A 15,412-nucleotide genomic window follows, 5' to 3' on the forward strand; every position below is an offset into this window, starting at 1 on the left:
CCCCCCCCCCCCCCCCCCCCCCCCCCCCCCCCCCCCCCCCCCCCCCCCCCCCCCCCCCCCCCCCCCCCCCCCCCCCCCCCCCCCCCCCCCCCCCCCCCCCCCCCCCCCCCCCCCCCCCCCCCTCTCCACCCCCCCCCCCCCCCCCCACCTCTCCACCTCCGTGCTGTCGTCGGCAGCGTCAGATGTGTATAAGAGACAGGTGCTGCACATTAATGGACAGAGCGCATGGCTGAGCGTCATCTCGTAACAGGGTATCATCCGGCGCTTGGCTGTTAGGGCTGTATTCCCAGCGTTCGATGGTTAAAAACATATTCGCGCCTCCAGGGGCTATTGATCGGAGTGGCTAGAATACATGACGCAGGAATGGCTCCCAAAAATTTCAATTCCGATTCACGAAATCCACCAGTTGCTGCGGCGACATGGAGTCGATCTCGTCGGTAGCGCTGTAGAACGCCGACCTGATAGCCCGGCTGGCGGCGTCCAGGGTGTAGACCTTCCGAGTGCTGATTTTCACCGCGGCGACGCCGGTAATGGCGCTCCAATAGCCCGGCATCACGATGATGGTTGCAGACTGGCTCATGCTGCGCTCTCCTCAATGCGTGGGTTTTCAATAAAGGACCAGCAGGTCCAGCCGGAGTGGTCGCGCATCGCGCAGATGTGACGGCCGACGTCAGCTCCCTTGAAGGTATATGCAGGGCGGCGGTGGCCGAGGTAGTCGCCGCGCGCCTTGCCCACGTCTGCCTGCTCAACACAGTAATGCGTGTGGAAGGCGACAGATGTCTGCCCCCAAGCGTTGCAGGCCTGAACGATGAAGGTTTTGCAGGTCTGTTTCATGGTTTGCCCTCTTGTTTTGTTCTCGATGGGGTTATGGTGCCCGCCCGCTGCAGGCGGGCATTCGGTCAGACCTTCACTGCGGTCCTCATTGACCATGTGCCGTTGGCCAGCAAAACGAGCTTGTGCGGTAGCGCTTCTCCGTCCTCCCACAACTCCAGCACGATGGATTGTCGGGGCGAGCAATCATGCACAAGCAGCTGAAAGCAGTTTTGCTTGGCGTCGAAAGCGTGAATGACCTGGACGGCATCGGCCGGGTCGAGTTTGCAGTCAATCATTGGGTCATTTCCTTCTGGTTCTTTGGGCAAATATGCCGCTCAATCCATACGCCCCCTTTTCTGACGATTTGGCCACGCCAACCTGTCGGCGCAACGTGGTAGCGAACCACCCGATCAGGCGGGCCGGCGGCCCAAGACTCGGCGCGGGCCTCATCTCCGCAAACATCGCACACGCACACCGCGCCTTGTCCGACGTAGACCTTGAAGCTCACGCTCAAACCTCCAACAGCTGCGCGAACTCCTTGACGGTGTCCGCCGGCAGTGCCTGGGTCAGCGCGCCCCAATGCTTCTGGATGAGCAGCGAGGCCATCAGGCCGCGGTCATGCGGCCGCGGGGCCAGGCCGATGTCTTCGGCGACGGTTTTGTCGTCAGCGCGCGCCTCAACCACTCGGAAGCTGTCGATGGTGTCGTCCGCCGGATCGAATACCAAGCCGCGGTTCTCGATGATCTCCATACCGTTCTCACGCAGGTATTGCGCAATGTCGGTGCCGGCGGGCACATAGACAGTGGTGGTGACGTAAGCGGCGATGTCGGCGCCGAACGTGACTTGGACGGGGATGGTTTTCTGACTCATGGTTCTGCCCTTGCGTTTGGTCGATGCGCTGATTGTGGGGTTTGCGGGCTGGCTGCACTTGGGCATGGCCGGGGCGTCTTTCGCCACCAGCAGGCCTTTCCGCCGCAACTCACGCTCAAGCGCCTCAAGCGCCATAGCCTTGTTCTTGTGGACCGACTTGGACTCGTGACAGCTGGCGATCAAGTGAGTCGGGAGGTGGATGACATGCACGCCGCGCGGGTCGGCAGATAGCCAGCCACCTGTCTGGTCCGGCGCGCGGTAGGTCTGGATGAATAATTCGTGGGGATTGAGTTCGGTGGTCATGGGTTCTTCTCCTGGGCGAGCTTGGCCAGCGCCGCCTTCGTGTGTTTGATCGCGTCGATAACCTGCAGGCACTTGTGCGTTTCCCTCATCGGCAAGCTGTAATACCAGTCGTCGCCAAAGACCGCATAAAGCAGTTCGGCCTCGTCACGGACGTCGCTGCCCATGCGTTGCGCGTCGTCGTATAGCTCGCGGGCTTTGTCGCGGGTTATGCTGCCCTGCCGACGCAAGGCGATGATTTCGGTGATGGTCTTCTCTTGCACCAGGTCGATAGCGACCTCGCGCATCTCTTCGCCTTGCATCAGCTTGCTAAGCAGGTAGCCATCGCTGGCTTTGAGAAAGAAGCTGGAGATCGTGTGCTGCTGGCCCATGTGGCTCCAATAGCGGGACAAAGCCAGGTCAAAGCTGGTGATGGTGATCTTGCCCTGGCCGGGGCCAAAGTCTTCCAGGTAGATGCTGAACGGGTCGGCTCCATCGATGCCCGATACGGCTATCTTCTGGATGGTCGAAATCTCAAGCCTCATGCCCGCACCCAAACAGTGGATCGGCGCCGATGTAGCATTCAGCAGGCGCTTCAGGGAATGCCGATCGACAGCGGTCGAACTCGCCATCGCTCCAGAGCATCAGGAATGTGCGGGTGTCAAAGCTGTCCAGTGTCAGCGCGAACTTGATGGCCGCGGTGCTGGGGTCCAGATGCTCCTCAACACCGACCGTTATCTCACCCAGCGGCACGACAGAGTGGTCGGCCGCAATACTCATCTTGGTCGGCAGAAAGCGGCGAACCGCCCATACGTTGCGGTTCTGGTCCAATACCGCCCACGCCAGAACTTCGCTGACCGCCGCCTTCTTGGGCGGCGCAGATGTCTGGGCCAACTCGACCACGCGACGCAGGGCCTGCATCAGCCCATCGATGGCGCCGGTTCTGCGCACCTCAGCCTCCGACCAGAAGGCATCGAGCAGAGCCTCATCCGTCAGTTCGGTGTTTTGGGCCTTACTCATTGCCTTCTCCCGCGGCGACGGGGCGCCATTCGACGTCGGTGACGGCGATGCTGCGGTCGCCTTCAAACTTTGAGCGCGCCTCTTCGACTCGCTCGTTGATCAGGCTGAAGTCGCGGATCAGGTTATAGTTGGCCGGCACCTCTACCTCAACGGTGAAGGTCTCTCGGACAAACTCGGTAACTTCAATTTCTATGGTGCGTGGCTTGCTCATAACTCACCCATGAAATTCATTAATGACTGATTATTGAGGGCGCACTAAGGCGCCCGAAGTATGTGATCACCAGATCGTGTGCATGGACCCCGTTCTGGCACGCAGCTCGGCCTCGTTATGAAAGCCGCGCTCCTGCAGGTAGGATTTCGCCCCATCGGCCTCCATATCCACTTTGTCGATAATGGTCAGCTCGGCCGGGATGTCGCACCAAGCGCCGCTGACCATGTCGCCCTCGATCTCCACGATGATGTTCGGCCCACCCTTGCCGGACAGAAGCTGGGCGACCAGAAATGCCAGTTCATCCTCCTCCGCCTGCATGTTGGCCAGATCCTCTTCGCTGTAGTCGCTATTCAGCTCGCGCTTGAGCGCGTGCAGCGCCCGCTTATCTTCCAGGGCCTGCCGAAGCAGTTCGATCAGTTTCATGGCTGGGCCTCAACGCAGGGTCGAATAGAGGAGCTTCTGCGCCGTCATGCTGTATCCGGCGTCCCACGGAAGGCGACGCTCGCGGTCGGGCAGCACCATTTGATACACGCGCGCGCTACGACCAAGCTCAGCCTGGGCGACGGCATGGGCGACGGTCGTATGGCTCTCGCTCTGTTCGTAGGGAACCCCCTTGAAGACGACGGGCATATCGCCGTGCAAGAAGCTGTCGTATGGTTTGTCCAGCTCGATCTTGCCGCCGGCTTTGATGATGTCGTGGACCATTTCCAGCAGGGAGTAGCCGATCTGTGGGTTCAGCGGCAGAGCCGGGATCACCTCCGGGTGGTCGTAGTTGCTCTCGAAGCCGTTGGTGTAGGCGAACTCGCCAATTACATGAGTGATGGCTACGCCGTGTTGGCGCGCGATGCCTGCGAATTCTTCAATTCGCTCGTTCGGGTATTTGAATTCGGACATGGTGCCCTCTTGTCTTTGTGGTGACGGTCTTATTGTGCAGGTCGCGCACAGGCTGCTCACGCCGGCAGCCAGTGGCGGTGCCTGGGCAGCGCACTACCCTCCGGGAAGTAACCCTCGATTTTGCCCACCACCGCGCCGGCACGGGTCTTGAACAGCGACGTGTAGGGGTATCGGCCAACCGGCGTCGGTGAGACGTCTCGCGGCCCTATCGCCTTGAAGAACTCGTCTTTCGATACCTCTTTCCATTGCTGAGTCATGCTTTTCTCCCTGCTCGATAGTTTTTCCGATGCCAAGCCTTATCGCTCAGTCCTCGATGGCGCTTGTAGGTGCGTTCGCTGAGAACGTCGAGGCCGCTGTCGTATTCATCGCCGTAGTAGCCGTGCCAGGTATGCGACCAGAGCCTGACCTTGAGCCGTTGGCGGACGCGCTCACCATTGGCCATGCGCTTGAAAACGCCTGGCTCGCCCAGCGCCCCGCAGCTCACCAGCTCGTGAATCCAATCCAAGACCGGCCCTGAGACCCTCTGGCGCACGGCGACCAACGATGTGAGGCAGCTGTCGCCGTCGCGCTCGCTGACAACTTCGATGGTCAGGCGCATAGCAGCTCATTCGGCACGTCAATCTCGCCATCGACCCTGTTCATCACGTAGCAGCGCATGGCTGCAGTCAACGGATTCGGGCCACTGACAGATCTCATGTTGTCGTAGCGCATCGCGCTCCAACCGCCTCTATCCCACATGTGCATGAGCTGGAGCTGCTCCTGCTCGACAATTGGGCCTCCCTGCGCCCACTCCGTAGAGGGCGAATACAATGCGCCGTGCCGCAGTCTCAAGACCCCATACGTCTTCAGCATCTGCTTCAGCGGAACTTGGGAGAGCGCTACCCCGCGCAGCTTCGCAACTGCCCAATCCAGCGCCACCCCCTCAAGCTCGTGGACTTTCACTTTCATCGCGGCGCCTCCCATGACTGCTTCATCCCGCGCAGTGCCGCATTGCAGCGCTGCGCCCACATTGCTTGCGCCACTGCATCATGCAGGGCGTTGTGCTTGTCGCCGAACTCGGGACATTTGATGCCGGTGATCTTGGCCAGCGTGCGCAGGCAGTTGACGTTGCGATAGGGAACATCCGGGAACGAGCTGTCATTCAGCGCGCCATTCAGCCAGACGATGTCGGTGGCGGCGCCGTAGGACCAGAACTCGATGTCTTTCCAGGTATGCGGAGCGCCCGCCCAGCTGACGAATTGCGAAACGGCCGTCTGCAGCGGCGCCGGCGGCGGGGTGAACAATGCCTCGACGGCCTCCCTCCCCTGGCTCATCCACCACTTGAAGGTGTCGCTGTCTGCCGTGCGCCCTGCCCTGATCTGATCCTCGATGAGAATGTTGGCGTGCCAGAAGCCGCCAGCCACCAGGATCTCTTCCGGCGTTGACCATGCCTCTGGGTCGAACATGACCGCGCCGATTGACAGGATGATGGGACGAACGCCGGTCGAGAGCGTTTCCATATCGACCATAATTGCCTGCGTCCGACTCATTCCATGTCCTCCCCAACGATGAAGCCATGTTCGCGCAGGCCGGCAACAACATCCCTCGGCAGATCCGCCACGCCGTCGTAGTCGATCAGCGTCAGCTTCTGTCCGTCCAGGTGGTCGATGTGGTCGAACCAGAGGCTGCCACCGCACTCATCGCCAAGCGTTTCGTGCTCGAAGTAACCGTAAGCAGACGCGGTGTCCACCTGAACGGTGAACTTGCCTGCCTGAAAATTGACATCGAAGTTGTAAGACATACTGAAACCCTTTTCTTGTCTGGTAGGGCTATTCTGACGGTCAGACTGTGGCGACACTGCGCAGGTCATCTAGGTAGGCAAAGCCTTGTTTGCCGGTGGACAGAGCTTCCACCACCACCATGCCGATGACCATTTCGGCGACCATCTCTGCCAGCTCAGAAGCGCTGTAAAACCTGGCGCGGCTGCCGATCACCCTCTCACCGTCTTCCCTTGTGGCGTGCCGCAGGACGCGAACCTTTTCGCCGCTACCACGAACCATAAAAACCTTGTCAGCTGCGCGTTCCATCGCTACCCCTCATGCGTTTTTGTTGATGGGTCGCATTCTGGGTGGGCAAAAAAGGCGATGTGCGCCTGGCAGCCACGACAAAGCCGGGCAGCGAGGCCCGGCTGACTCCGTTATGCAGTCGTTATGCTGCTAACGGTTCGGTTTGAGCTGTGCCAGCTTTCTTGCGGCCGCGGTTGGTGGCCAGCTTGACGCTCAAGGCCGACTTCAGATCTTCCGCGTTGCGCATCAGGGCGTTCAGAATGGTTTCGCCGGCATGCTCGGGGGAGTCAATCGGGCCGACCTCCTGGGCGATCTTTTCGGCCAGCGGCTTGAGAGCTTCGCCGCGCATGAGGGACAGCTCATACTTCTCGCACTCCTTCGCGTCGGTGAACAACTTGCCGTCAAAAGCGGTGTAAGCGCGGGTAGCTTTCATGATGATTTCCTTTTTCGTGTATGGTTGATTAGAATTCACGGCAGCATTTGCTGCTGGTTGGTTTATTATAGTCAGTAGTGACTGATATTTTTCAAAAAGCGTAAAATATTTTTCTCTCCTGTCAGTAGACCGTGATGACATCGCCCACATACCGGGCGTAGGAGTGGCCTTCGGTATTCACTGCGATGGCCCGCTTGCCTGAAATGACTACGGTTACTTGCGTATAGCCTTCCTCCCTGACAATCTGGAGCAGATCAGGATCGCGGAAGACCTCTGCGGCGCTCTTGCCGGCCAGGATGGGGTTGTCGCAGCCGATGCCGCCTATGGCCTCGCCAGCATCGTTTTTCCAAAGATCGGAGTCGATCAGGAAGTTCTGAGTGATTTTGAACCACTCCTTCGGGTCGGCCCGGATCACCTTCATCACCCGGCAGTTGTTCAGATGGTAGCCATACTCGCAGATGGATAGGTCGTTCTCGCGCAAAGTGCCGTTCTTGTTAATACGTGGGAAGCACGCGCAGATGTTGGCCCCAACCACGATCTTGTCCAGCTCCATGACTGCCCTTTCGTTTCTGATTTGTTTCGACGGGTGCATTTTGCGACTGCGCCCGCGGCAGAACAGCTACTTGCAAATTGACACCAAAGCATGACGGAAGGATAATTATGATGCCCCATTGTCTAATCTGTTGGTGACCTCATGGACAACCACCCCGTTACAACACTTAACACTGTTACCCTCGTCGTCCTTCATGAACTCCGCCTTGAAAAAAAGATACATCCCGCCCTTCTGGCGAAAGAGCTTGGTGTAACTTGCTCTGAATTGGAAAAGATCGAATCTGGCAAAACACAACTTTCTTTTGTTGACTTCGTCAGCACCGTCCAACTGCTAAAGATCAACTGGGCTGATGCTATCCAAACGGTTTTCAATCACGCCAACTTCCTGGTTAATAGTGGCTGGACAGTTCTGCCAAGGGATGGTGTGTCTGAAAGAGACGATCTCATGAGGAGTGCTTTAGAGTTTTGGGCCTCAAAAGAATCTGCTAACGACCCACGCGTTATATCCGTTCAAATGGGCGCTCTGCCGCCGTCGCCGGACCCCTTCGAATCCACGCAAATAATCCTTGCGAGGGTGTTTCGGCACGCCATTGACTCCAACCCCATCCCCCAAATCGACTATGGCTTCTAAGGCTGCGTGAGATTGGTCAGGGGCGGGCATCGCCCGCCCCTGACCAGCCTTCACCACGCCACGCTCATTTCTTGGGTTCAAAAGGGGGAAGCCCAACCAGCGCCCGCACCTGCTGGATCTTCTCCAGCGTCAAATCGGTGGGCGCCTGCGCGCCCCACATATCGGCTATCCCCCGACGAGTGCTAAACCAGGCGGCCTCTAGGTTGTATCGCTCCAGGTATGCGTCACGGCTGAGTTCAAGGCGCACGTCAGACAGCCGGCGCGAATAGACGCCGTCCACTTTCATGGTCTTGGGGTCAAACCTGGATTGCCCATCGTCGAAATACACCCACCGCCGGCCGACACTGCTGACCTTCGCCATCCGCTCATTGCCATAACGCCCCTGCGCCGGCACATATAGCTCCATCCCAACATGGAAGCATGAATCCATTTGATACCACTCCGATTGATATGATATGGTTTGATTTCAATTCAAACGAAATCAAATGATTTCAGTTCAATCTCCTGCATAGTAAATCGAGTCCGGCTGGCTGCGACCAGCCCACGCGGCAAGCGCCGTCATCGACGTCAGCAAGTGCCAAATCATCCACCAATGGTCGCCAGCAATCGCATCTTTGACCGTTTCTATCGCCAAAACACTCAAGCAAAACGGCCACCAGATTGCGCCGAGAAACCGCACAAAACCCTTGAGCATCTTCAGCCAGCCAAAGCGGCCGGGCATCCAGTAAAGACCAATGAAGAGCGGGCCGGCGATCAATGCCCTCACGGTATCATCGCCGCGCGTTATCTTCTGAAACGAGAGGCTATATGTCGTCCGCTCTCCTTCGCGGTCGAAGGCCCAGCGCCTGGCCAGGAGCTTTTCCCTCGGGTCTTCCGCCAGCCTAACTACCGCGATCATGCGCCCGATGGCGAAGACCCACTTCAGCCGACCACTATGACGATACAACTCGTTCACGCCGCCTCCCTCATTTCAATTTCGATCCGTAGGTCTACGCTCAGGTGCTCAAGCATTTCTTGAATCCGTTCGGGGCGGCACTGCGCCAGCGCGTTGACCATCTTCTGCAGCCAGGTTCTTACCTTGCGCACTTCGTCCAGGTAGACCACAGGGCGCTCACCCGACCGCATCGCCTCATAGCACTCGCTCATCATCTGGTGCGCGGCCGCGCACTTGGCCGGCACCGGGATGCGATACTTCTCCATCTTGTCCCGGAGTTTGAGGATCATTCCCATGCTGACCAGGCACTGAACGTCAGCAGACCCCTTCTCCAGCTGCTGGAGGGCAGTGAACCCAGGCATGACGACGCCCATAGCAATACGTCTCGGTTGACTGAAAATCGGCTTCATAAAGTCATTAATGAGTGATGTTGACGAAAATTCTAACCCTCACCAAATGGCTGCGCATCGAACGATGGAATCGTTCTCTGCTGGGATTTCTCTTGTTAGGTGAGGTGATGCTTAGACTTGGTGCGCAAACTCGCGCCTGCGGGCTTTCCTGGGCCGCCTGCGGGCTTGCACAATGGTTACTCGACAATCACGTCGCTGGGCGCCAAGCCCATACAGCCCCAGCCAGGGCCGAACAGGCTTACGGTGCCGCGCTGACAGCGGCGGAGCGTGACGTCCTTGACCCGGCCGGTGAACCAGTCGGACTTCAGCCGTTCGGTGACTTGGTCAACCGTCGCCCCGCTGTAGCCGATAGCCTTGATGCTTCCCAGCACCTTGCCGGCCAGGTCGGCAAATTTCTTGTCGGTGAGATTGCCCTCGTAAGGCATGAGGAAGACGACAGACTGGCGCCGGTCTTCGGGCCGTCTCAGCTCTGTCTTGAGCGCCTTGGGATAGTTCTTTTCCACGTTACACCATAAAAAGTCAGTTGTGACTGATATTATATTGCAAAAAGAGAGGCCGCGCGGCCTCATCTTTCAGATTTCGAGCTGCTCAGGCTCCACACCCAACGCGATGGCGATCTTCTTGAGCGTGCTGCCGCGCAGTTTCTCGCTGGCCTCTTGCTGGCTATAAGCCGACTGAGAAATGCCAAGACGGGCAGCGACATCTGCCTGGCTGAGATCCATATACTCGCGCCAGGCTCTGATCGGGGTCGCTCCATCCACAACCGCTTGAATCACGGCATGAGGGATGGTCGGCTCTTCACGACGCATGGCAAGATAGTCGTCATAGGGGATCACGACAAACGCAGGAGATCCGCTCGCGTCTTTGATGACTTGGACGTTAGTAAGTGCGCTCATCTCGCTTTTTCACCTCTTGGATTTCGACGATCTTTAGTGAGCCGCTCCAGTCGAACAGCACCCTGTAGTTGCCAACTCGAAGCCGGTAGCCGTATTCGTGGTTGCTTAGCGCCTTGATGTTTCTGCAGTCAGGCATGGCCGTCAGCCCTCCCACCGCACCGACAATAGCTTGCTGATCCTGCTTGTCCAGCTTCCGCAACTGCTTGGCAGCCTTTAGCGTCCAGGAGATCGAGTTCATATCGCCACTATAAGTTTTATATTAGTTTTGTCAAGCATTATAAGTTTCTGGCAAAAAGCCCGCACAAGGGCGGGTCGGGGAGGTGGAGCCTAAGCCGGCCCCACACTTGTTCTTGGGTCAGGCGGCGGCCGCCATCTCACCGGCCAGGCCCAGCTTCTCATTGGCAACGGCCAGAATCACGCTTCGCTCATTCGCCGTGCCATCCTCCTGCAGCACTTTCAGCGCCTTGAGCATCAGCAGCGTATTGCCGCCCATCGCGCGCGCCGATGCCTGCGAGTAGCGCGCGCCCAGCGCCGCCATCAAGTTGCCGCCGACGCCCATCTGGACCACGCCGTCCTTGTGCAGCAGCTCGAAGGCGGTCTTGATGACATCGTTCAGCTTGGTTTGCTTGCCGGCGAGCCATTCGATCAATAGCGTCGCGCGCTGTTGCGGCTTTACACCCAAGCCATCAATGATCTCGATGGTCGTGTTCTTGGATTGCTCGATGTATTCCGGCGTCAACTCGCCGTCCTCCGGCAGCTCCAGCAAGGTGAAGTCGGCCAGGTTCGCGCCCAGCTTGGCGGCGATGCGGTCGGTCTTCTTGGCGAAATACTGACGCACCTTTTTCACCTGCTCCGCAGGCGTCTCCGCCGATTCAGGATCTGCGGTCAGCGTGGTCGGCTCAGCCTTCTCGGCCTTCTTCGCTGCTTTCTTGCCGCCCTTCTTGCCGGATGGGGCAGGCTCGACAACTGGCGCCGTGCTCTCCGCGGTGACATCAGCCAGAAGCGCATCCAGATCCAGCTCAGCGACAGGCGGCTCACTGACATCCTTCGCGTTGACAGCGGGTTGCGCCTCTGCCCCCTCAGCCTCAGTAGCGAGCGCCTCAACTTCAGCGGGACTCAGCTCCGGCGCAGGAGCCTCAGCGGCGGTCTCCGCCGGTTCGGCGGTCAGTTCAGCCAGCAGCGCGTCGAGGTCGGTCATGTTCATTTCCCCTTAAAAATCAGTTGTCACATGGTAAGCAGCGACGTTCGGCTGTTGACTGCTGCGTCACCGTGTCGCCCTTGCATGCTTCACAGTATGAGGGTGGGGCATAGGCTGGTAATTCACCGCGCGCTGTGGACAACCCTGTTGATGGCAACAAAAAACCCGCCTCTGGGGCGGGTTTCGTAGGTGGCGCTTAAATTTTAGGCGGCAATTTCTTGACAGCAGGGGCAGATATTGACCTGCTCCGGCTTGCCTCCGGGCATAAAAGTAGTGACCGGCCCCCAATACCGCGCCAGAGTCGTTGCCCCGCAGCTCTCGCACTTACGGAGAGGACGAGCCGCAGCCTCTTCGCACAGGGCGATGGCCTCTTCGAGCGTTGGTCGCTCGCCCAGGAATGTCGGTCGGTCCCACGCGCCGCCGTCCAAGCAGCGCACAATGAACTTGCCGTCGGCAGTCTCGATGTAGGGCACGCCCCACCATTGAGCGTGCGACTCTGGCCGCTCCTGGTTGGGTGTTTGATCGAAGCCAATCGGAAGCGACGGGTCCACCTCGAATTTTCCAGCGTTCTGCATCACGGTCCTCAGCAAAAAGCCCGTCTTTCTGACGGGCTTTCATTCTATCATGCCGTGCGGCTACCCCTTGTAGCTCTTCATCACCTGCTCGTATATCTCGGCGGCGAGCTTCTGGTCCTTTTTCACCACCAGCGCGTCGTAGAGCCGGGTGCCGGGCGCGACCCACAGATCGCGGTAGGGAATGACGTTGCGCGGCATCACTCGTCCTCCGGCGTCATGATGGTGATGGCTGACGTTGGGTCATCGATGTCGGCGGGGCCGATCTCGGCAACGAGGCCCACCATCTCATTTCTGCCGCCGGCGCGCGCCACCTGGACGTCGAACTCAATGCGCGACGTGTCGCCGGCCCCACCGCGGATCTTGAGCAGAAGCAGCTGCAGAACGTCCCAGAGCCTGCCGCGGGTATCGCAACTCTCACCCTCGCGCACCTCGATTGCAGTCAGCCAGGCGGCCTTGGTGAAGAACATCATGGTGGTGAACCCGGCCTCACGGCACAATTCCGCCAGCTCGCCCTCCAGTTTGATCTGCTCGCCGGCCGCAACCAGCTCTTTGCGGGTAATCGATATTACTTGAAATTCATTGCTGTCCATTTTCAGTCCTTACCAAGCTCCCCAGCCCATTCCGCGCGCCTCATACGACGCAGCCCGAGCCGGATTCAGAAGTGAGGCTGAGGGCTGCTTGCCGCTCAGCTCGTCCACACGTCGCTCCAGGTCGATCAGATCGGCGCTTAGGGCATGTGCCCGACCGCACAGCTCAACGACCTTTTTGCATTGGTCAATGTTAAACATCGCAATGTGGCACTCGCTGCGCGGGACGCCCAGCTGCTCAGACAGCCACTTGTAGGCGCCCGTCCGATCATTGAAGAGCTGCATATCGCCCTCCTTCCACAGCGGGTCGAATGCCGCATGCGCCCGGTTCCGCAAGCCTCTCAGCTCTCGGTTTGCGGGCGTGCCCAGCGGGCGGTCAGTGTTACCGTGACAGCCTACGTAGGCGTCGCACGGCCTGCAGCGGTAGAACTTCTTGTGTGCAAGGTCTGGGCGCGTCGGGTAGATCATATTGCCGGTGGTCAGCGCCGCCTCTTTACCGCAATAAGGACACAGAATGCTCATGGATATTTGCCCTTGGTTTGTTAGCGTGTCGATATGGTGAGCGCACAGCTCAGGCGTCGGTGTTGACCAACGGATCGGACAGAACCAGCTGGCCACCAGGCGCCAGCATGAAGTTCTTGACGTGCATATCGAGTCCAACAAACCGCCGGTCATCGCGGCGGCCGACAAACCGGCTGATCACGCGCAGCGCGGAGCAAGTCTCGTCCTGCAGTGTGCCGGCGCCGGCGCGCACCATGCGATTGAGAAGGGCGGAAAGGTAGCAGCAAGCCTCGCCTTGGGTCTTCGCCAGGTTCTTGTCGAGGTCTGCGAACAGCCGACGCTGCTCCTGCGAGCGAATGCGCCGTATCTTCACGGCCTCTCTGCCTGCCGGGCTATTGGGCATCACAGCCGTATATCGCGGCAGGATGGCGACCGAGACGGGCCTGCCCGCGTAAAGCATGGTGTCGCGCGCCAAGTCGAGCAGCGCCGGCGCAAACGCCGTTCTTGGCCCGCAGTGCAGCGCGTAGTCGATCCACAAGTTGTCGGTGGTGAATTTGGTGACGGTGCCATCTTCGTTGTCGTAGACAGCTGAGAAGCGCCCCGCGCCCAGCAACTTGGCGCGCGTCAGGCGGGTCGCGGCGAGCAGACTCTTGAACTCCCGCGACCGAAGATTGAACGAACTCTCGAACATGGTATGCCTGAAAAGATACGGGGCGGCGAGCAGACAAGCTGCAGGCCGCCCCGCAAACATGAAAGGGCAATTTCATGAGCCTCGAATGGTAGCCCCGTTCGGGCCACCTCACAAGGTCATGCGCCCGCTTTTTCGCCTTCCTGAAGGTGAACCATGCCAAAGAGCGAGAAGAGGACGAGAACAACAACGCCGACCGCCCAGCCGAACACGCCCTTCAGGCCGCCCAGCGGGCTGAACACGGTGCGCAGCAGCTGCTTGGCGAGCAGCTCGCCCGACATCAACGGCGTCAGCGCACCCAGCGCCAGGCTGTTGAGCCGGCTCTTGTTCCGGCCGATCTTCAGGTTGCGGTAGTGCAAATGCCTGAAAGACGCGGACTCGTGAACCTTGTTCGGATCGAAACGCTTTGCCTTCATGTCTTGTCCCCTCTCAATATCGAATCTGCGGGATTTTAGAGGTAGCCCGCTGGAATGCATCGAATGTCGATGAGTCCAGAGGAGCGCTTCTTGTCGTCCCCAGCCTCAACTATCTCTTTGGTGTTCTTCTTCACGAACATCGCAACTTCCTGGCAGGTCTCTTTGCTGCCTTCAAAAATGCGCTGTGGCGTGACGAGTTCTTTGCCGCCAGGACCGACCTGGACTGTGAAAGCGATTGCGAGATAAACCATTGTCGGTGCCGGCATAAGAACCTCCTAAAGTGTTGCCAGTTGCGGATAAACTCCCCGGCGAACCCCCTCGAAGTAGCACTTCATCATGCAATCCACGTCGTATTCGGCCGCGTGGGCCTTGCTTGGGTCGTAGTCCACATCGAGGGCGAAACAAAGCTCGCCGAGGTTGGGGCTTTTACCATAAAACGTGGCCCAAGGGGATGCGATCATCGTATCGAAGAACTTTTCCTTCGATAAAGGCGCCATCCCGAGGCTGATTATTTCCTTGTTGTAGAACGGCATGTCGAAGCCCAAGCCATTGTGGGCGACGATCAGATCCGCCGCGCGCAGGATTGGCGTAATCTTCTCCGCCAGATCCTGAAACATCGGCTCCATCGCCACCATTTCAAACACGATGCCGTGAACCTCCGTCGCTTTCGCGCCGATCGGCCGGCCAGGGTTAAAGCGGCGAACGATCTTGTTCTTCAAAGTGCCGCGCTCGTCGTAAAGCAGCGCGGCAAGTTCGATGATGCGGTTTTCGCCGTGCGTGTCCGGCTCAAGAAGGCCGGTGGTTTCAAGGTCAAACCCTATGATGATGGCCATGTCATTCTCCTAACTGCGGGCCTTGATTTGGTATCCAACTTCCTGCATGCGGGCGAGCAGGGTCATTCTCTGGGGGCCATACGGCTTGCCCTCTGTCGGCTTCTCGACAAAGTCCACTTCTACAATCTTGTGCAGCGTCAGCGGCTGGCCTGTAGCGCCGGCCTTGCGGACCACTAAGACGTCGTGCGCTTCTTCCGGCAGGCTCAGCCTGATCATTTCGTGCAGCTCACCGCCCGACAGGCGCATATCCTTGTTCAGCTCGCCTGTCACGGCAGCGACCAGTTCTTCCACTTCAAAGTCCACCAGGCCGGCGGTCATCTCCCAGACCGCGGCGGTGGTTGCAACCGCTTGAGACAGGGTGTAAATGCCCGACTCGTAGCGCTCAACGATCCGGTGCAGCTGCTCGATCGCCTTGCGCTTCAGTTCGTGCTGGAGGGTGAGTTCGTCGCTCATGTCTTGCCCTTAAAAATTCAGTAGCCCCAGCATATGCAGGGGCTTGAGGACTATCGCGCCGCGGGACGGGGCGGCTTGCCCTTGGTCAACATGCCAAGCTGCTTGGCCAGCTTCTTGACAGTCAGATGCTCGCGGGCTTCGTTTACGGAATGCCGGCAGTCTTGAAACGGGCG

The 15,412-nt window shown here is 59.0% G+C and carries 34 protein-coding genes; 1 reads left to right on the forward strand and 33 read right to left on the reverse strand.

The features are described 5' to 3' along the window. Nucleotides 1-379: 379 nt before the first annotated feature. The 17 genes from JHD59_RS05415 to JHD59_RS05495 form a co-directional block, all read right to left on the reverse strand. Nucleotides 380-580 carry a hypothetical protein gene (locus tag JHD59_RS05415; RefSeq protein WP_199153444.1) on the reverse strand — a complete coding sequence of 67 codons (201 nt, stop codon included), beginning with the start codon at nt 578-580 and terminating at the stop codon, nt 380-382. Beyond that, a complete protein-coding gene (locus tag JHD59_RS05420) occupies nt 577-834 on the reverse strand; it encodes a hypothetical protein (RefSeq protein WP_199153445.1) in 258 nt (85 codons plus the stop codon). Before JHD59_RS05420 ends, JHD59_RS05415 begins: the two co-directional genes overlap by 4 nt. A 65-nt stretch (nt 835-899) precedes the next feature. Beyond that, nucleotides 900-1,109: a hypothetical protein gene (locus JHD59_RS05425; protein ID WP_199153446.1), complete on the reverse strand. Its 210-nt coding sequence runs from the start codon at nt 1,107-1,109 to the stop codon at nt 900-902. A gap of 214 nt (nt 1,110-1,323) precedes the next feature. Next, complete coding sequence (locus JHD59_RS05430) at nt 1,324-1,986, reverse strand: peptide chain release factor-like protein (RefSeq protein ID WP_199153447.1); 663 nt, start codon at nt 1,984-1,986, stop codon at nt 1,324-1,326. Further along, complete coding sequence (locus tag JHD59_RS05435; protein ID WP_199153448.1) at nt 1,983-2,507, reverse strand: hypothetical protein; 525 nt, start codon at nt 2,505-2,507, stop codon at nt 1,983-1,985. The genes JHD59_RS05430 and JHD59_RS05435 overlap by 4 nt, the downstream gene beginning before the upstream one ends. Then, on the reverse strand, nt 2,497-2,982 hold the full coding sequence (locus tag JHD59_RS05440) for a hypothetical protein (protein WP_199153449.1): 486 nt from the start codon (nt 2,980-2,982) through the stop codon (nt 2,497-2,499). Before JHD59_RS05440 ends, JHD59_RS05435 begins: the two co-directional genes overlap by 11 nt. Continuing rightward, complete coding sequence (locus tag JHD59_RS05445; protein WP_199153450.1) at nt 2,975-3,193, reverse strand: hypothetical protein; 219 nt, start codon at nt 3,191-3,193, stop codon at nt 2,975-2,977. Before JHD59_RS05445 ends, JHD59_RS05440 begins: the two co-directional genes overlap by 8 nt. 66 nt (nt 3,194-3,259) lie before the next feature. Continuing rightward, a complete protein-coding gene (locus JHD59_RS05450) occupies nt 3,260-3,616 on the reverse strand; it encodes a hypothetical protein (protein WP_199153451.1) in 357 nt (118 codons plus the stop codon). Between the two features lie 9 nt (nt 3,617-3,625). Continuing rightward, entirely contained in the window at nt 3,626-4,087 is a 462-nt protein-coding gene (locus tag JHD59_RS05455) for a DUF4262 domain-containing protein (protein WP_199153452.1), read from the reverse strand. A 56-nt stretch (nt 4,088-4,143) separates the two neighbouring features. Further along, nucleotides 4,144-4,344, reverse strand: a complete 201-nt coding sequence (locus JHD59_RS05460; RefSeq protein ID WP_199153453.1) for a hypothetical protein — start codon at nt 4,342-4,344, stop codon at nt 4,144-4,146. Then, nucleotides 4,341-4,685: a hypothetical protein gene (locus tag JHD59_RS05465; RefSeq protein WP_199153454.1), complete on the reverse strand. Its 345-nt coding sequence runs from the start codon at nt 4,683-4,685 to the stop codon at nt 4,341-4,343. Before JHD59_RS05465 ends, JHD59_RS05460 begins: the two co-directional genes overlap by 4 nt. Then, the gene (locus tag JHD59_RS05470; RefSeq protein ID WP_199153455.1) at nt 4,676-5,035 is read right to left on the reverse strand and encodes a phage protein NinX family protein; all 360 of its coding nucleotides are present in this window, start codon (nt 5,033-5,035) and stop codon (nt 4,676-4,678) included. Before JHD59_RS05470 ends, JHD59_RS05465 begins: the two co-directional genes overlap by 10 nt. Next, complete coding sequence (locus tag JHD59_RS05475; RefSeq protein ID WP_199153456.1) at nt 5,032-5,616, reverse strand: 3'-5' exonuclease; 585 nt, start codon at nt 5,614-5,616, stop codon at nt 5,032-5,034. Before JHD59_RS05475 ends, JHD59_RS05470 begins: the two co-directional genes overlap by 4 nt. Next, on the reverse strand, nt 5,613-5,867 hold the full coding sequence (locus tag JHD59_RS05480; protein ID WP_199153457.1) for a hypothetical protein: 255 nt from the start codon (nt 5,865-5,867) through the stop codon (nt 5,613-5,615). Before JHD59_RS05480 ends, JHD59_RS05475 begins: the two co-directional genes overlap by 4 nt. Nucleotides 5,868-5,907: 40 nt before the next feature. Further along, nucleotides 5,908-6,153, reverse strand: a complete 246-nt coding sequence (locus JHD59_RS05485) for a hypothetical protein (RefSeq protein ID WP_199153458.1) — start codon at nt 6,151-6,153, stop codon at nt 5,908-5,910. Between the two features lie 121 nt (nt 6,154-6,274). Next, nucleotides 6,275-6,565, reverse strand: coding sequence for a hypothetical protein (locus tag JHD59_RS05490; RefSeq protein ID WP_199153459.1), 291 nt, complete (start codon nt 6,563-6,565; stop codon nt 6,275-6,277). 121 nt (nt 6,566-6,686) lie between these two features. Then, nucleotides 6,687-7,118 carry a hypothetical protein gene (locus JHD59_RS05495; RefSeq protein WP_199153460.1) on the reverse strand — a complete coding sequence of 144 codons (432 nt, stop codon included), beginning with the start codon at nt 7,116-7,118 and terminating at the stop codon, nt 6,687-6,689. A 141-nt stretch (nt 7,119-7,259) separates the two neighbouring features. Here JHD59_RS05495 and JHD59_RS05500 point away from each other — a divergent pair, with 141 nt between their 5' ends. Then, complete coding sequence (locus tag JHD59_RS05500; protein ID WP_199153461.1) at nt 7,260-7,748, forward strand: helix-turn-helix transcriptional regulator; 489 nt, start codon at nt 7,260-7,262, stop codon at nt 7,746-7,748. Between the two features lie 64 nt (nt 7,749-7,812). Here JHD59_RS05500 and JHD59_RS05505 read toward each other — a convergent pair whose 3' ends face one another. The 16 genes from JHD59_RS05505 to JHD59_RS05580 all read right to left on the reverse strand — a co-directional run bounded on the left by JHD59_RS05505 (nt 7,813) and on the right by JHD59_RS05580 (nt 15,239). Next, entirely contained in the window at nt 7,813-8,178 is a 366-nt protein-coding gene (locus tag JHD59_RS05505) for a hypothetical protein (RefSeq protein WP_199153462.1), read from the reverse strand. Between the two features lie 66 nt (nt 8,179-8,244). Next, nucleotides 8,245-8,703, reverse strand: a complete 459-nt coding sequence (locus JHD59_RS05510) for a hypothetical protein (protein WP_199153463.1) — start codon at nt 8,701-8,703, stop codon at nt 8,245-8,247. After that, nucleotides 8,700-9,092: a hypothetical protein gene (locus tag JHD59_RS05515; RefSeq protein WP_199153464.1), complete on the reverse strand. Its 393-nt coding sequence runs from the start codon at nt 9,090-9,092 to the stop codon at nt 8,700-8,702. Before JHD59_RS05515 ends, JHD59_RS05510 begins: the two co-directional genes overlap by 4 nt. 176 nt (nt 9,093-9,268) lie before the next feature. Then, entirely contained in the window at nt 9,269-9,595 is a 327-nt protein-coding gene (locus tag JHD59_RS05520) for a hypothetical protein (protein ID WP_199153465.1), read from the reverse strand. Nucleotides 9,596-9,664: 69 nt separating this feature from the next. Further along, nucleotides 9,665-9,988, reverse strand: a complete 324-nt coding sequence (locus tag JHD59_RS05525) for a helix-turn-helix domain-containing protein (RefSeq protein ID WP_199153466.1) — start codon at nt 9,986-9,988, stop codon at nt 9,665-9,667. Further along, the gene (locus JHD59_RS05530) at nt 9,972-10,226 is read right to left on the reverse strand and encodes a type II toxin-antitoxin system RelE/ParE family toxin (RefSeq protein ID WP_199153467.1); all 255 of its coding nucleotides are present in this window, start codon (nt 10,224-10,226) and stop codon (nt 9,972-9,974) included. The genes JHD59_RS05525 and JHD59_RS05530 overlap by 17 nt, the downstream gene beginning before the upstream one ends. A gap of 117 nt (nt 10,227-10,343) precedes the next feature. Next, complete coding sequence (locus JHD59_RS05535) at nt 10,344-11,186, reverse strand: hypothetical protein (protein WP_199153468.1); 843 nt, start codon at nt 11,184-11,186, stop codon at nt 10,344-10,346. Nucleotides 11,187-11,389: 203 nt separating this feature from the next. Continuing rightward, entirely contained in the window at nt 11,390-11,761 is a 372-nt protein-coding gene (locus tag JHD59_RS05540) for a hypothetical protein (RefSeq protein WP_199153469.1), read from the reverse strand. Nucleotides 11,762-11,821: 60 nt separating this feature from the next. Further along, on the reverse strand, nt 11,822-11,959 hold the full coding sequence (locus tag JHD59_RS05545; RefSeq protein ID WP_199153470.1) for a hypothetical protein: 138 nt from the start codon (nt 11,957-11,959) through the stop codon (nt 11,822-11,824). Further along, nucleotides 11,959-12,351: a DUF6573 family protein gene (locus tag JHD59_RS05550; protein WP_199153471.1), complete on the reverse strand. Its 393-nt coding sequence runs from the start codon at nt 12,349-12,351 to the stop codon at nt 11,959-11,961. The genes JHD59_RS05545 and JHD59_RS05550 overlap by 1 nt, the downstream gene beginning before the upstream one ends. A gap of 9 nt (nt 12,352-12,360) precedes the next feature. After that, entirely contained in the window at nt 12,361-12,870 is a 510-nt protein-coding gene (locus tag JHD59_RS05555; protein ID WP_199153472.1) for a zinc-finger-containing protein, read from the reverse strand. A gap of 49 nt (nt 12,871-12,919) precedes the next feature. Further along, nucleotides 12,920-13,540 (reverse strand): hypothetical protein, encoded by a 621-nt coding sequence (locus tag JHD59_RS05560; protein ID WP_199153473.1) that lies wholly within the window; start codon nt 13,538-13,540, stop codon nt 12,920-12,922. Nucleotides 13,541-13,656: 116 nt separating this feature from the next. Continuing rightward, nucleotides 13,657-13,953: a hypothetical protein gene (locus JHD59_RS05565; RefSeq protein WP_199153474.1), complete on the reverse strand. Its 297-nt coding sequence runs from the start codon at nt 13,951-13,953 to the stop codon at nt 13,657-13,659. Between the two features lie 35 nt (nt 13,954-13,988). Continuing rightward, complete coding sequence (locus tag JHD59_RS05570) at nt 13,989-14,219, reverse strand: hypothetical protein (RefSeq protein WP_199153475.1); 231 nt, start codon at nt 14,217-14,219, stop codon at nt 13,989-13,991. Between the two features lie 9 nt (nt 14,220-14,228). Beyond that, nucleotides 14,229-14,786: a 3'-5' exonuclease gene (locus JHD59_RS05575; RefSeq protein WP_199153476.1), complete on the reverse strand. Its 558-nt coding sequence runs from the start codon at nt 14,784-14,786 to the stop codon at nt 14,229-14,231. 9 nt (nt 14,787-14,795) lie between these two features. Next, nucleotides 14,796-15,239, reverse strand: a complete 444-nt coding sequence (locus tag JHD59_RS05580; protein WP_199153477.1) for a hypothetical protein — start codon at nt 15,237-15,239, stop codon at nt 14,796-14,798. Nucleotides 15,240-15,412: the final 173 nt, after the last annotated feature.

Origin of the sequence: Chromobacterium sp. ASV23 (assembly GCF_016428945.1) — a bacterium.
GTDB classification, from domain to species: Bacteria; Pseudomonadota; Gammaproteobacteria; order Burkholderiales; family Chromobacteriaceae; genus Chromobacterium; species Chromobacterium sinusclupearum.